The following is a 12,962-nucleotide window of genomic DNA, read 5'->3' on the forward strand; positions in this document are numbered from 1 at the left end:
TCAAACAAATGGCAATTACTGCTGCCCTAGTAAAAGAACTGCGCGACCGTACCGGCGCAGGCATGATGGATTGTAAAAAAGCGTTGACTGAAACTGATGGTGACATCGAGTTAGCGATTGATAATATGCGTAAGAGCGGAGCTGCTAAAGCGGCTAAAAAAGCAGGCAACATTGCAGCTGACGGCGCAATTATTATTAAAGAAGGCGCGGGTTTCGCTGCCTTACTAGAAGTTAACTGTCAAACTGACTTCGTAGCTAAAGATGCTAACTTCACAGCTTTCGCTGAAAAAGTAGCTGAAGCTGCTGCTGCTGAAAAAACTGACATCGAAACTTTGAAAGCAAACTTCGAAGAAGAGCGTGTTCAACTGGTTGCTAAAATCGGTGAAAACATCTCAATTCGTCGTGTTGAGTACTTAGACGGTGCTCCAATTGCTTCTTACCGTCACGGTGAGCGCATTGGTGTTGCAGTAACAGGTGAAGCTGACGTAGAAACGCTTAAGCACGTTGCTATGCACGTAGCTGCTTCTAAGCCTGAGTTTTTATCTCCTGACGACGTACCAGCTGACGTTGTAGAAAAAGAGAAAAAACTACAAATCGAAATCGCTATGAACGAAGGCAAACCTGCTGAGATCGCCGAGAAAATGGTGACTGGCCGTATGAAGAAATTCACCGGCGAAATCTCACTGACTGGCCAAGCGTTCATTATGGAACCTAAGAAAACTGTTGGCGCTATCTTGAAAGAGAAAGGCGCTTCAATTGCTGGTTTCATTCGCCTAGAAGTTGGCGAAGGCATTGAGAAGAAAGAAGAAGATTTTGCTGCAGAAGTTGCTGCACAAATCGCTGCAGCTAAAAAGTAATTTTAGTTGTTCTTCAGGTTGCGGTATCATGCCGCAACCTTCTTGTATTCTTAATTAAGAGAGAACATCATCGCTATGAGCACCAATCCTAAACCTGCATATCGTCGCATTCTTTTAAAACTTTCAGGTGAAGCCCTAATGGGTGATGAAGGTTTTGGTATTGACCCTAAAGTATTGGACCGTATGGCTCTTGAAATCAAAGAGTTAGTAGAATTAGGTATCCAAGTTGGTCTTGTTATTGGTGGTGGTAACCTGTTTCGAGGCGAAGGCCTTGCTAAAGCAGGGATGAACCGCGTGGTAGGCGACCACATGGGCATGCTAGCAACCGTAATGAACGGTTTAGCTATGCGTGACGCGTTACACAGAAATTTTGTAAATGCACGCTTAATGTCGGCCATTGAGCTAAATGGCGTGTGTGATTCATACAACTGGGCTGATGCGATTAGCAATTTAAAAGCCGGTAAAGTTGTGATTTTCTCAGCGGGTACGGGCAATCCTTTCTTCACCACAGACTCGGCAGCGTGTTTACGTGGCATTGAGATTGAAGCTGAAGCCGTGCTAAAAGGCACGAAAGTGGACGGCGTATTTACTGCCGACCCTGTAAAAGACCCCGCAGCCACTTTATACAGTGAGCTGGATTACGCTGAAGTACTAGACAAAGAATTAAAAGTGATGGATTTAGCCGCATTCACTTTAGCGCGAGACCATAACTTGCCAATTCGTGTATTCAACATGAATAAACCAGGCAGCTTAAAGAATGTTGTTATGGGCGCAGATGAAGGCACCACTATCTGTCACGTATCAAATAAAACAGAAACAGAGTAGGGATAGTTATCGTGATTAACGAAATCAAACAAGATGCTCAAACACGCATGGGTAAAAGCATTGAGTCTTTGAAGTCTCAAATGTCTAAGGTTCGCACTGGCCGCGCTCACACAAGTCTACTAGACGGCATTATGGTGCCTTATTACGGTGTAGATACTCCGTTAAATCAAGTTGGTAATGTATCGACTGAAGATTCGCGTACGCTAACAGTAACCGTATTTGACGCGAGCTTAATTAGCGCAGTAGAAAAAGCTATTATGAGTTCTGACTTAGGCTTAAACCCTTCTTCTGCAGGTACGTTAATTCGCATACCATTACCAATGCTAACTGAAGAGCGTCGTCGTGACTTAATCAAGGTTGTTCGCGCCGAAGCAGAGCAAGCTCGTGTGGCTATTCGTAACATTCGCCGTGATGCCAACAGCGATGTAAAAGAACTGCTTAAAGAAAAAGAAATTGGTGAAGATGATGACCGTCGCGCTCAAGACGAGATTCAAAAAATTACAGATGCAGCAGTTAAGCAAGTTGATGAAGCTTTAGCCGCTAAAGAAGCTGAATTGCTGGAAGTTTAATCGATTCAACGATTGAAAATAGCCGTGTCTTGTTACACGGTTTTTTTTTGTAAGTAAGAGTAGTGAATTATGACCTTACCTGAAGCGCAGCAGTTAGCCGTGAAAGATGCTATGCCAAAGCACGTTGCCATCATTATGGATGGTAACGGACGTTGGGCTCAGCAACGCGGTAAATTGCGCATGTTTGGCCATCAAGCAGGGGTGAAGTCTGTAAGGCGGGCTGTAAGTTTTGCCACCCAACTTGGCGTAAAGTCATTAACCTTGTTTGCCTTTAGCAGCGAGAACTGGCGACGTCCGGAAGAAGAAGTGTCAAGCTTAATGAACTTGTTTTTGACAGTTTTGCAACGAGAAGTAAAAAAACTGAAAAACAATAATGTACAACTAAGAATAATTGGTGATACTTCTCGCTTTAGTGAAAAATTGCAAAAACGCATTGCCATTGCCCAAAATGAAACAGCGGCAAACGATGGTTTAGTACTAAATATTGCTGCTAACTACGGTGGCCGCTGGGACATTGTAAACGCTAGCCAACAACTTGCAGAGCAAGTTAAGAAAGGACGCTTAGATGCGCAAGACATTAGTGAAGAGCATATCTCGGCATTAATGGAAAGCGACACTGTGGGCGACGTGGATTTATTAATCCGCACCGGTGGCGATCACCGAATTAGTAACTTTTTGCTATGGCAAACCGCTTATGCAGAGCTTTACTTTAGTGATGTGTTGTGGCCAGATTTTGACGAAGATGCATTTGGCGAGGCCATTGCTGCATTTGTTAGCCGCGAGCGTCGCTTTGGTTGTACTGGGGAACAGGTACAAGCTTTGTTGATAGATAATCAGAAAAATGAGGATCATTTTGCTTAAGCAAAGAATCATAACGGCGCTGATATTAGCGCCTTTGGCCCTAGCTGCAATTTTCATGTTACCACTGTTTGGTTTAGCGGTGGTGTTTGCATTAGTGCTGGTGTTAGCAGCCAGAGAGTGGGCTAGAGTAGTGTCTGATCAAGGCTCAAGACGCTTGAGTTTTTTTGTTGTCTTTTCTTTGGTTTTTGGTTTGAGCTTGTGGCAACTCCCGTTAGATAGCCTCGCGCAATCAACTTGGTTTAGCGCCATGTTGGGCTTTGCTGTAGTAGCTTGGCTAAGCAGTTTATATTTACTTTCAAGTTACCCTCATTCGGCGATGTTTTGGCACAACAGCAGCGTCTTTAAGTTGCTAGTTGGGCTTGTAGTGCTACTGCCATTCTTTTGGTCTTTAGTCTTTTTGCGCTCTGTTGACCCTAGCAATCCAGCTGTTGGTGGTGCTTGGGTGCTTTATGTATTATTGCTAGTCTGGGCTGCAGATACAGGGGCTTATTTTGCGGGTAAGCGTTTTGGTAAACGCAAGTTGGCTAAAAATGTTAGCCCCAAAAAAACCATTGAAGGTTTGTTAGGTGGCTTGGCTGTTGCAGCTTTAGTAACGGTTGGCGCATTTATCTTCTTAGACATACCAGAAGGCAAAGAGTGGGTATTAGTGATTGCCAGTGGATTTACCGTTCTAGCCTCGGTAGTGGGTGATTTAGTTGAAAGCATGTTTAAGCGTCAAGCTGGAATAAAAGACAGCGGTAGTTTGCTTCCAGGCCATGGTGGCTTACTTGACCGGATCGACAGCATGACGGCAGCGATGCCAGTATTTGCTTTTTTCTTCCTTCATTGGATGTAGCCCTTGATGAGCAAGCAATTGGTTATTCTTGGCGCCACCGGGTCGATTGGTAGCAGTACCCTTAAAGTTATTCGCGAAAACCCACAGAGTTTTTCTTTATTTGGTGTGACGGGTGGTAAAAACCTAAGCGCTATGTTGGAAATTTGTCGAGAGTTTTCACCTCAATACGCGCTAATGGCCGACGAAGCTAGTAACCACAAACTGCGTGAAGCGATTAAAGCTGAGTCTCTTAAGGTAGAAGTGCCTAGCGGTGACAAGGCCATCGCTGAGTTGGTTAAAGCCTCTGAAGTTGAATTGGTGATGGCTTCTATTGTTGGCGCAGCGGGTTTGTTACCTACATTGGCTGCTGTAGAGGCTGGCAAAACCGTGTTGTTGGCTAATAAAGAAGCCTTGGTAATGAGTGGCGCTATCTTTATGGAAGCGGCCAAAAAAAGCGGTGCTCAAATTCTACCGGTCGATAGTGAGCATAATGCCATATTCCAATGTATGCCTGAACAAGTACAACAACAGCTTGGCTATTGTGATTTGTCTGATTCAGGCATAAGCAAAATTTTGCTTACCGGTTCTGGTGGGCCTTTCAGATATAATGAGTTGGCCAGCTTGTCTTCGGTAACCCCTGCACAAGCTTGCGCACATCCGAATTGGTCGATGGGGCAAAAGATCTCTGTAGACTCAGCCACCATGATGAACAAAGGTTTGGAGTACATAGAAGCTAAACGCTTATTTAATACTCAGCCTAATCAAATAGATGTAATCATTCATCCCCAGTCAATTATTCATTCTATGGTGCAGTATTGCGATGGTTCGGTGCTTGCACAAATGGGGCAACCTGATATGGCTACGCCGATCGCCCATGTGATGGCATACCCACAACGGCAAGTTTCTGGGGTTGAGGCTTTGGATTTCTTTAGCATCGGTGAACTGAGCTTCATGCCACCCGATTACGCTAAATATCCTTGTTTGAAACTGGCCATCGATGCTTGTTATGACAGCCAAACTGCGACTACTTGTTTAAATGCTGCTAACGAAGTTGCTGTGGAGGCTTTTTTGGCAGAACGAATAAAATTCACCCAGATTGCCGAAGTTGTCGCCACTTGTTTAGATAAACAAAGTTATATGGGCGCCGAAACTGAACTTTCAGTTTTACTAGAGGTCGACCAAAGGGCGCGAATGCATGCTGATGCAGCGGTTAAAAGGATCTGTGCATGAACGAAGTGATTTGGAACACCAGCTTTTTTATTATTGCCTTAGGCATCTTAGTAACGGTGCATGAATTTGGCCACTTTTGGGTTGCTCGTCGTTGTGGCGTTAAAGTCGAGCGTTTCTCAATCGGTTTTGGTAAAGCTCTTTGGCGTAAAACAGCCAAAGACGGTACAGAATATGTAGTGGCAATGATCCCACTCGGTGGCTACGTAAAAATGCTCGATGAACGAGTTGCTGAAGTGCCTGCCGAGCTTCGTTCTCAAGCTTTTAACAATAAAACATTGGCTCAGCGCAGTGCAGTTGTCGCGGCTGGTCCTATTGCGAACTTCTTGTTGGCTATATTGGCCTTCTGGCTAATGTTTGTTATTGGTGTTCCTTCAGTCAAACCGGTTCTTGGTGGTGTTGCACCGAACAGTATCGCAGAGCAAGCAGGGCTTAGAGCTGGTCACGAAATTATCATGATTGACGACCAACAAACGCTGGATTGGGAAAGCGTTAATTTAGCCTTGGTTAGCCAGCTTGGTAATGAGTCCATGGCGGTGGAAGTGCAAGATACCGAAACCCAACAAACTCAAATGGCTTATTTAGATATCCGTCAATGGCAGTTGGACAGTGAGCAGCAAAGCCCAATTATTAGTTTAGGCCTACAACCATTTAGCCCAAGCATCTCTATGAACGTTGCCAAAGTAGTTGATGGAAAACCGGCTGCAGAAGCTGGTTTGTTAGAGGGCGATAAGCTGGTAGCACTCGATGGCGTTAATCTCGCTTCTTGGCAAGATTTTGTTACTTATGTTCAAGCAAGGCCACATCAGCCAATTGTTGTAGATGTGGAGCGTTCTGGTCGCTCAGTACAGCTAACCATGACTCCTGAAGCGAGAGAATACCAAGGGAAAGAGAGCGGCTATGTAGGTTTGGCGCCTGAAGTATCCGAGTTCCCAGAAAAGTATAGAATTGATTTGCATTACGGCTTTTTTGATGCGTTTGGCAAATCTCTCGAACGAACTTGGCATTTAAGCAAATTGACCGTATCTATGATCGGTAAATTGGTGACAGGCGTGGTTTCATTAGATAACCTTAGCGGTCCAATATCTATCGCTAAAGGTGCTGGAGCTACTGCCGACTACGGCTTAGTGTATTTTTTAGGTTTTGTTGCCTTGGTGAGTATTAACTTAGGCATTATTAATTTGTTTCCCTTGCCAGTGCTAGATGGTGGCCATCTAGTGTTTTTTGCCATTGAAGGCATTACTGGTAAACCCGTGTCAGAGCGTGTGCAGGAAATTGGATTTAGGATTGGTGCAGTGTTAGTGATGGCTTTGATGAGTCTTGCTATTTTTAATGATTTTATGCGCTTATAACAATTAAATAGGACGTTCTTTTTTCTTATGTTCAAAAAGCAGTTGGTTGTTGGACTTTTACTAGCCTGCATCTCCGGAACGACTCTCGCCGCTGGAAATTCGGCGTTTACTGTTGCAGATATTCGGATAGAGGGATTACAACGGGTATCGTTGGGTGCCGCATTATTGCAAATTCCATTACGTATTGGCGATGAGGTGGATAGCTCTCAAGTTAGTGACAGTATTAAGCGTTTGTATCGCAGTGGCAACTTTGAGGACGTTCAAGTTTTCCGCGACGGCGATGCATTGGTATTCAAAGTTCTTGAAAGGCCTACCGTTAGCAATATCGAGTATTCTGGCAATAAAGATATCAAGACCGAACAACTCGAAGAGTCTTTGCGTTCATCGGGCATCAAAATAGGCGAGCCCTTAGATAAAACTAATCTTCGTAATATTGAAAAAAGTCTTGAAGACTTTTATTACAGCGTGGGTAAGTACAGTGCGCGGGTTAAAGCGATTGTTACCCCCTTGCCGCGCAATCGAGTTGATTTGAAGTTTAATTTCCAGGAAGGTTTATCAGCGGAAATTGAACAAATTAACATTATCGGTAACCAAAAGTTTTCTTCTGGTGAGCTCATTAAACGTATGACTCTCACCGATAGTGCACCTTGGTGGAATGTACTTGCCGACCAAAAGTATCAAAAGCAAAAGCTAGCCGGTGACTTAGAAACCATTAATAGCTTTTACTATGACCGTGGTTATATTCGCTTTAAAGTTGATTCTACTCAAGTTGCTTTAACGCCTGATAAGAAAGGCATTTACATCACCATTAATGTTGATGAAGGTGAGATCTACACGGTAGAGAAAGTTGAGTTAGCGGGTAACCTCCTAGATAAGAGCGCAGAGCTAAATGGCTTAGTGAGCATTAATCAAGGGGATACTTATAGCGGTGCTGAAGTCACTAAAACTGAAGAATTGTTGTCTAAATTCTTGGGTCGCTATGGTTACGCTTATCCTCAAGTTAATGTTTTTCCAGTAATTAATGATGAAGATAAAACAGTAGTTCTTAACATCAATATAGATCCTGGTAATCGAGTTTACGTTCGCCGAATCAACGTGAGCGGCAATACCATCACGAAAGACGAAGTACTGCGTCGTGAAATGCGTCAAATGGAGGGTACTTGGTTATCCAGCCGTTTAGTTGAGCAATCTAGAGCACGTTTAAGCCGTTTAGGCTTTTTTGAAACCGTTGATGTTGAAACAGTTAAAATTCCAGGTTCCGATGACCAAGTGGATGTGAATTTTGCTGTTAAAGAGCAACCTTCGGGGTCGTTTAATGCTGGTGTAGGCTTTGGTACCGAATCAGGCTTAAGCTTGTCAGCTGGTGTACAGCAAGACAACTTCTTGGGCACCGGTAACCGAGCAGGTATTAATGTAAGCACTAACAAATACTCTAAGAATTTCGATGTTAACTTTACTGACCCTTATTTTACAAAAGACGGGGTGAGTTTTGGTGGCCGTTTCTACTACACCGACTTTGAAGCGTCAAAAGCCGATATTGTAGACTATAACAACGAAACAATTGGTTTACGCGGTACCCTTGGTTTCCCTGTTAATGAATACAACCGCTTGAGTGCAAGTTTGGGTTTAGAGCAAAATAAAATTTCGCAGTTAAATGCTTATGCGCAAATCCAACAGTTTTGGGATATTTATTCCCCACACAGGAATGATGATGGCTCTTTAACTTTCGGATCCTTGGATACAACCTTGGGTTGGAGTCGCAATACCCTAAATAACGGCTCTATGCCTACAGCGGGTTCTTCACAGAAATTCGATACTAAGATAACCATTCCAGGTTCAGATGTTCAGTATTTTAAAATGAGCTTTGATACTCGTCATTTCTTCCCTATTACTACTAACCACGACTGGGCGTTCGCGGTGCGTGGTAAGGTTGGCTACGGCAATGGTTATGGACAGATCGAGGGTAACGACCAAATTTTACCTTTCTTCGAAAACTTTTATGCCGGTGGTTATTCTACCTTACGTGGTTTCCGTTCAAATACCGTCGGCCCACGTGCGCTTTATTTAGTAGATAATAATGGTAGTTCGTATGTTACCGCGTCTGATGACTCGGTGGGCGGAAACGCATTAGCAGTAGGTTCAGCTGAGCTTATCTTCCCAACACCATTTCTTGATGAAGCCTATATTCGTCAAGTTCGTACCACTGCGTTTTTAGACTTTGGTACTGTTTGGGATACCGAGTTTGACTATGAACGTTATAGTCAAATGCAATGTATTAGGTATTGTGACCGTTTTGGTGACTATTCATCACCGGACAGAATTCGAGCCTCAGTAGGTGTGTCTATTCAATGGTTCTCTCCTATGGGGCCACTGGTATTCTCATTTGCTAAGCCAATTAAGAGTTATGAAGGGGATCGTTCTGAAGCCTTCTCATTTAACATTGGCCAAACTTTTTAACTTTTGATTTTAGGAGTAAATCTTTTGAAAAAACTAATTGCTGCTGTTGCCCTTGCTGCAACTATCGTAACCCCAAGTTTTAGTGCGCTAGCAGAAACTAAAATTGCTGTGATTAATATTGCTGAAGTTTTTCAACAATTGCCTCAGCGTGACACTTTGCAAAAAACCTTAAAAGACGAGTTTGAAGTGCGCGTGCAGGAAGTTCGTGGCTTGGAAGCTGAAATGCAGCGTCTTTACGACAAGCGTGAGAAAGATGGGGAGCTGCTAGGTCAGCAGGAAGTGACTAAAATTACCCGTCAGCTTGAAACTATGCAAGCAGAGTACAAGCTTAAGCGTAAAAACTTAGAAGAAGACCAACGTCGTCGTGGCGCTGAAGAGCAACAAAAATTGATGATTAAAGTTCAAGACGCAATTGTTGAAGTATCTAAAGCACAGGGCTACGATTTAGTATTACCTTTAGATGCAACAGCGTATGCATCTGACTCTTTGGATATTACCAAGCAGGTTGTTCAACAAGTGAGTAAGAGTAAGTAAATATGACACTAAGCCTTGGCCAAATCGCTGAGCAACTCGGGCTTCCCCTTCAGGGTGATCCCGAGCTAGTTATTTCAAATATTGCTCCCTTTGAAAAAGCCGGGGAGCAAGAGATAAGCTTTTTAACTAACGCAAAGTACAAACCTTTGTTGGCCACTAGTAAAGCTGGTGCACTTATTTTGTCGAAAAGTCATGCCGACGCTTTTTCTGGAAATAGCTTAATTAGCGAAGACCCTTATGTTAGTTACGCTCAATTAGCGCAACTACTAGATAACACCCCTGCTTGCGCAAGCAATATTCACCCTTCTGCTATTGTTGAAGAAGGCGCGACAATAGGCGGTAATGTAGCTATTGGTGCTAATGCGGTTATTGAAAGTGGTGCTGTTTTAGGTGATAACGCACAAATCGGGGCTGGCTGCTTCATCGGTAAAAATACAAAAATTGGTGCCGAGACAAAATTATGGGCCAATTGTAGCATCTACCATGAAGTTCAAATTGGTCAACAGTGTTTAATTCAAAGTAATACTGTGATTGGTTGTGATGGCTTTGGGTATGCCAATAAGCAAGGCCAATGGGTGAAAATACCGCAGTTGGGCACGGTGATTATTGGCGATAAAGTTGAAATCGGCGCATCGGTGTCTATCGACCGAGGCGCGCTGGATAATACTGAGATCGCGTCAAACGTGATTATCGATAATCAAGTGCATATCGCTCACAATGTAACGATTGGCACCGGAACTGCAATTGCAGGTACTACTGGTATTGCTGGTAGCACTAATATTGGCCGTTATTGCATTATTGGTGGTGGAGTTGGCATTAATGGTCACATTGATATATGCGACCAAGTGACTATCACCGGTTACTCTATGGTTACCAAATCAATTAGTGAACCGGGCACTTACTCTTCAGGCATGCCTACCCAAGCTAATCGTCAGTGGCGAAAATCAATGGCTCGCCTATCTCAAATCGATGAGATGCATAAACGCATTGTGAGCTTAGAGCGCAAGAACAGCGCCAAAGCCGACTAAATTAGGAATAGATTTTGACTACACAACTAAACCGCTTAGAAATTCAAGACATCATGGAGCTATTGCCTCACCGCTACCCATTCTTATTGGTAGACCGGGTATTGGATTTTGAAGAAGGTAAAACGCTACACGCCATTAAAAATGTAACGTTTAACGAACCGTTTTTTACTGGCCACTTTCCGCAACAACCGGTTTTTCCAGGCGTATTGATTCTTGAAGCATTGGCTCAATGTACCGGGATCTTGGCCTTTAAATCTACCACAAAACCAGCTGAAAACGAGCTTTACTATTTTGCCGGTATCGATAATGCTCGCTTCAAGAAGCCAGTTGGCCCAGGTGACGTATTGCACCTTGAAGTTGAATTATTACGCGACCGTCGTGGTATCGGTAAATTTAGTTGTGTCGCCAAAGTAGAAGGCGAAGTGGTATGTAGCGGCGAAATCATGTGCGCACGTAGGGCCTACAAGTAAGTGGAGCTGAATATGATAGATAGCACTGCAAGTATACATTCAAGCGCCATTATCGAAGGTAATGTAAAAATTGGCGCCAACACCACTGTTGGTGCTTTTACCATTATTCGCGGTGAAGTTGAGATTGGAGAAAACTGTCAAATCGCTTCACATGTAGTGATTAAAGGTCACTCTAAAATCGGCAATAATAACCGTATTTTTCAGTTTGCCTCGGTAGGTGAAGACTGCCAAGACTTGAAATATGCCGGTGAAGATACCTATTTAGAGATTGGCGACAACAATACTATCCGCGAAAGTGTAACAATTCACCGAGGCACTACCCAAGACCAAAGCATTACCAAAATTGGCAGTAACTGCTTATTTATGATTAATGCTCACGTTGCTCACGATTGTGTTGTAGGTAATGGTTGTATTTTTGCTAACAATGCCACGTTAGCTGGTCACGTTACTATTGGTGATAACGTTATTTTTGGCGGCCAAGCGGCTATTCATCAGTTTGGTAAAGTTGGCTCTTACGCCTTTGTTGGAGGCTGCGCGGCAGTAAATAAAGATGTTCCTCCTTATGTGATGGCTGTCGGTAACTACGCTCGTCCGGTAGCGGTGAATACTGAAGGTTTACTACGCAGAGGCTTCAGTAAAGATGCTATTAAGGCGATTCGTCAAGCCTATAAAACGCTTTACCGCAGTGGCAATACCTTAGAGGAAGCCCTTAGCCAGATAGAGTTATCTGCTGAGCAATATCCGGAGGTTAAGCTGTTCGCTGATTTTCTAAAAGAAAACGGTCGAGGCATCGTTCGCTAATGGCCCAAGCGGATTTGCATATCGCTATTGTCGCCGGGGAAGTCTCCGGCGATATTTTAGGTGCCGGATTAATTTCTGCGCTTAAACAGAAATACCCCAATGCGCGCTTTTCCGGCATTGCTGGTCCCTTAATGCAAGAGCAGGGCTGTGAGGCCTTGTTTGATATGGAAGAGCTGTCGGTAATGGGCCTAGTGGAAGTGCTAGGGCGCTTGCCGCGTATTCTTAAAATCCGCAAGCAACTGCTCCAACAATATATCCAATCTCCACCAGATATTTATATTGGTATTGATGCTCCAGATTTTAACTTAGGTGTAGAACATAAACTGCACGCTAAGGGTGTTAAAACCGTTCATTACGTAAGCCCCTCGGTTTGGGCATGGAAACAAAAGCGCGTTTTCAAAATTAAACAAGGCTGCAATAAAATTCTGGTTTTCTTGCCATTTGAAAAAGCCTTTTATGATCGCTTCGAAGTGCCTTGCGAGTTCGTTGGCCACACTCTTGCTGATCAAGTTGCTATGCATAGCCCGCAGCTTCCAGCCGTCGAACAGTTGGGTTTAGATAGCACTAGAAAAGTGCTGGCTATTTTGCCTGGTAGCCGAAATGCTGAGGTGGGTTTACTTACGCCAGTGTTTCTTGAGTCCGCCAAAAAATTACTTAAGCTATACCCAGATTTGCAGCTGGTTGCTCCTTTGGTGAATCAACGTCGGCGAGAACAATTTGAAGCTTTAGTTAGTGAGCATGCCCCAGAACTAGATATTAAAGTGGTAGACGGACAAGCTCGCACCGTAATGACTGCAGCAGACGCTATTTTGTTAGCTTCTGGAACGGCAACACTAGAAGCTATGTTAGTAAAACGGCCTATGGTGGTTGCTTATCGTTTCAAGCCTTTGACGTATCGAATTGCAAAGCTAATTGTTAATGCCAAGTTTGCCGCGTTGCCTAACTTACTTGCCGACAAAATGATTGTGCAAGAATATGTGCAAGAAGACTGCACCAGCGACAACATTGTGGCTGAGCTAAGCCGCCTGCTCAAAAGCGATAATAGCGAACTTATTGATAAGTTTACCGAATTGCACCAGCAAATCCGTTGTGATGCCGACCAAAAAGCAGCGCAAGCGGTAATTGAAGTAATAAATAGTTAGTTTTCCTTATACGCGTTTTTTGGAG

At 43.7% G+C, this 12,962-nt stretch carries 13 protein-coding genes; all 13 read left to right on the plus strand.

Annotation, left to right across the window (positions count from 1 at the left end):
* Window positions 1-8 precede the first annotated feature (8 nt).
* The 13 genes from tsf to lpxB all read left to right on the plus strand — a co-directional run bounded on the left by tsf (window position 9) and on the right by lpxB (window position 12,937).
* Window positions 9-857, plus strand: a complete 849-nt coding sequence (tsf, locus tag K5609_RS07875; protein ID WP_221076686.1) for a translation elongation factor Ts — start codon at window positions 9-11, stop codon at window positions 855-857.
* Window positions 858-932: 75 nt separating this feature from the next.
* Window positions 933-1,682: a UMP kinase gene (gene pyrH / locus K5609_RS07880; RefSeq protein WP_040307020.1), complete on the plus strand. Its 750-nt coding sequence runs from the start codon at window positions 933-935 to the stop codon at window positions 1,680-1,682.
* A gap of 11 nt (window positions 1,683-1,693) precedes the next feature.
* Window positions 1,694-2,251, plus strand: coding sequence for a ribosome recycling factor (gene frr / locus K5609_RS07885; protein WP_221076687.1), 558 nt, complete (start codon window positions 1,694-1,696; stop codon window positions 2,249-2,251).
* Window positions 2,252-2,320: 69 nt separating this feature from the next.
* Window positions 2,321-3,112 (plus strand): polyprenyl diphosphate synthase, encoded by a 792-nt coding sequence (gene uppS / locus K5609_RS07890; protein WP_221076688.1) that lies wholly within the window; start codon window positions 2,321-2,323, stop codon window positions 3,110-3,112.
* Window positions 3,105-3,947, plus strand: coding sequence for a phosphatidate cytidylyltransferase (locus tag K5609_RS07895; RefSeq protein WP_221076689.1), 843 nt, complete (start codon window positions 3,105-3,107; stop codon window positions 3,945-3,947). The genes uppS and K5609_RS07895 overlap by 8 nt, the downstream gene beginning before the upstream one ends.
* Window positions 3,948-3,953: 6 nt before the next feature.
* Complete coding sequence (gene ispC, locus K5609_RS07900; protein WP_221076690.1) at window positions 3,954-5,156, plus strand: 1-deoxy-D-xylulose-5-phosphate reductoisomerase; 1,203 nt, start codon at window positions 3,954-3,956, stop codon at window positions 5,154-5,156.
* On the plus strand, window positions 5,153-6,505 hold the full coding sequence (rseP, locus tag K5609_RS07905; RefSeq protein ID WP_221076691.1) for a sigma E protease regulator RseP: 1,353 nt from the start codon (window positions 5,153-5,155) through the stop codon (window positions 6,503-6,505). Before ispC ends, rseP begins: the two co-directional genes overlap by 4 nt.
* 27 nt (window positions 6,506-6,532) lie before the next feature.
* Complete coding sequence (gene bamA / locus K5609_RS07910) at window positions 6,533-8,962, plus strand: outer membrane protein assembly factor BamA (RefSeq protein WP_221076692.1); 2,430 nt, start codon at window positions 6,533-6,535, stop codon at window positions 8,960-8,962.
* A 24-nt stretch (window positions 8,963-8,986) separates the two neighbouring features.
* Window positions 8,987-9,496: an OmpH/Skp family outer membrane protein gene (locus tag K5609_RS07915; protein ID WP_016401177.1), complete on the plus strand. Its 510-nt coding sequence runs from the start codon at window positions 8,987-8,989 to the stop codon at window positions 9,494-9,496.
* A 2-nt stretch (window positions 9,497-9,498) separates the two neighbouring features.
* Window positions 9,499-10,524: a UDP-3-O-(3-hydroxymyristoyl)glucosamine N-acyltransferase gene (gene lpxD / locus K5609_RS07920; protein WP_221076693.1), complete on the plus strand. Its 1,026-nt coding sequence runs from the start codon at window positions 9,499-9,501 to the stop codon at window positions 10,522-10,524.
* Between the two features lie 14 nt (window positions 10,525-10,538).
* On the plus strand, window positions 10,539-10,994 hold the full coding sequence (gene fabZ, locus K5609_RS07925; RefSeq protein ID WP_221076694.1) for a 3-hydroxyacyl-ACP dehydratase FabZ: 456 nt from the start codon (window positions 10,539-10,541) through the stop codon (window positions 10,992-10,994).
* 12 nt (window positions 10,995-11,006) lie between these two features.
* The gene (lpxA, locus tag K5609_RS07930; protein ID WP_221076695.1) at window positions 11,007-11,795 is read left to right on the plus strand and encodes an acyl-ACP--UDP-N-acetylglucosamine O-acyltransferase; all 789 of its coding nucleotides are present in this window, start codon (window positions 11,007-11,009) and stop codon (window positions 11,793-11,795) included.
* Window positions 11,795-12,937: a lipid-A-disaccharide synthase gene (gene lpxB, locus K5609_RS07935; protein ID WP_221076696.1), complete on the plus strand. Its 1,143-nt coding sequence runs from the start codon at window positions 11,795-11,797 to the stop codon at window positions 12,935-12,937. The genes lpxA and lpxB overlap by 1 nt, the downstream gene beginning before the upstream one ends.
* The last annotated feature ends 25 nt before the right edge of the window (window positions 12,938-12,962 follow it).

Origin of the sequence: Agarivorans aestuarii (genome assembly GCF_019670125.1) — a bacterium.
Classification (GTDB): Bacteria; Pseudomonadota; Gammaproteobacteria; order Enterobacterales; family Celerinatantimonadaceae; genus Agarivorans; species Agarivorans aestuarii.

What these genes read in the sequence shown, in the direction of transcription:
- bamA (WP_221076692.1), top strand. Translation starts at nt 6,533, where the DNA reads ATGTTCAAAAAGCAGTTGGTTGTTGGACTTTTACTAGCCTGCATCTCC.
- tsf (WP_221076686.1), top strand. Translation starts at nt 9, where the DNA reads ATGGCAATTACTGCTGCCCTAGTAAAAGAACTGCGCGACCGTACCGGC.
- pyrH (WP_040307020.1), top strand. Translation starts at nt 933, where the DNA reads ATGAGCACCAATCCTAAACCTGCATATCGTCGCATTCTTTTAAAACTT.
- lpxB (WP_221076696.1), top strand. Translation starts at nt 11,795, where the DNA reads ATGGCCCAAGCGGATTTGCATATCGCTATTGTCGCCGGGGAAGTCTCC.
- rseP (WP_221076691.1), top strand. Translation starts at nt 5,153, where the DNA reads ATGAACGAAGTGATTTGGAACACCAGCTTTTTTATTATTGCCTTAGGC.
- uppS (WP_221076688.1), top strand. Translation starts at nt 2,321, where the DNA reads ATGACCTTACCTGAAGCGCAGCAGTTAGCCGTGAAAGATGCTATGCCA.
- lpxD (WP_221076693.1), top strand. Translation starts at nt 9,499, where the DNA reads ATGACACTAAGCCTTGGCCAAATCGCTGAGCAACTCGGGCTTCCCCTT.
- lpxA (WP_221076695.1), top strand. Translation starts at nt 11,007, where the DNA reads ATGATAGATAGCACTGCAAGTATACATTCAAGCGCCATTATCGAAGGT.
- ispC (WP_221076690.1), top strand. Translation starts at nt 3,954, where the DNA reads ATGAGCAAGCAATTGGTTATTCTTGGCGCCACCGGGTCGATTGGTAGC.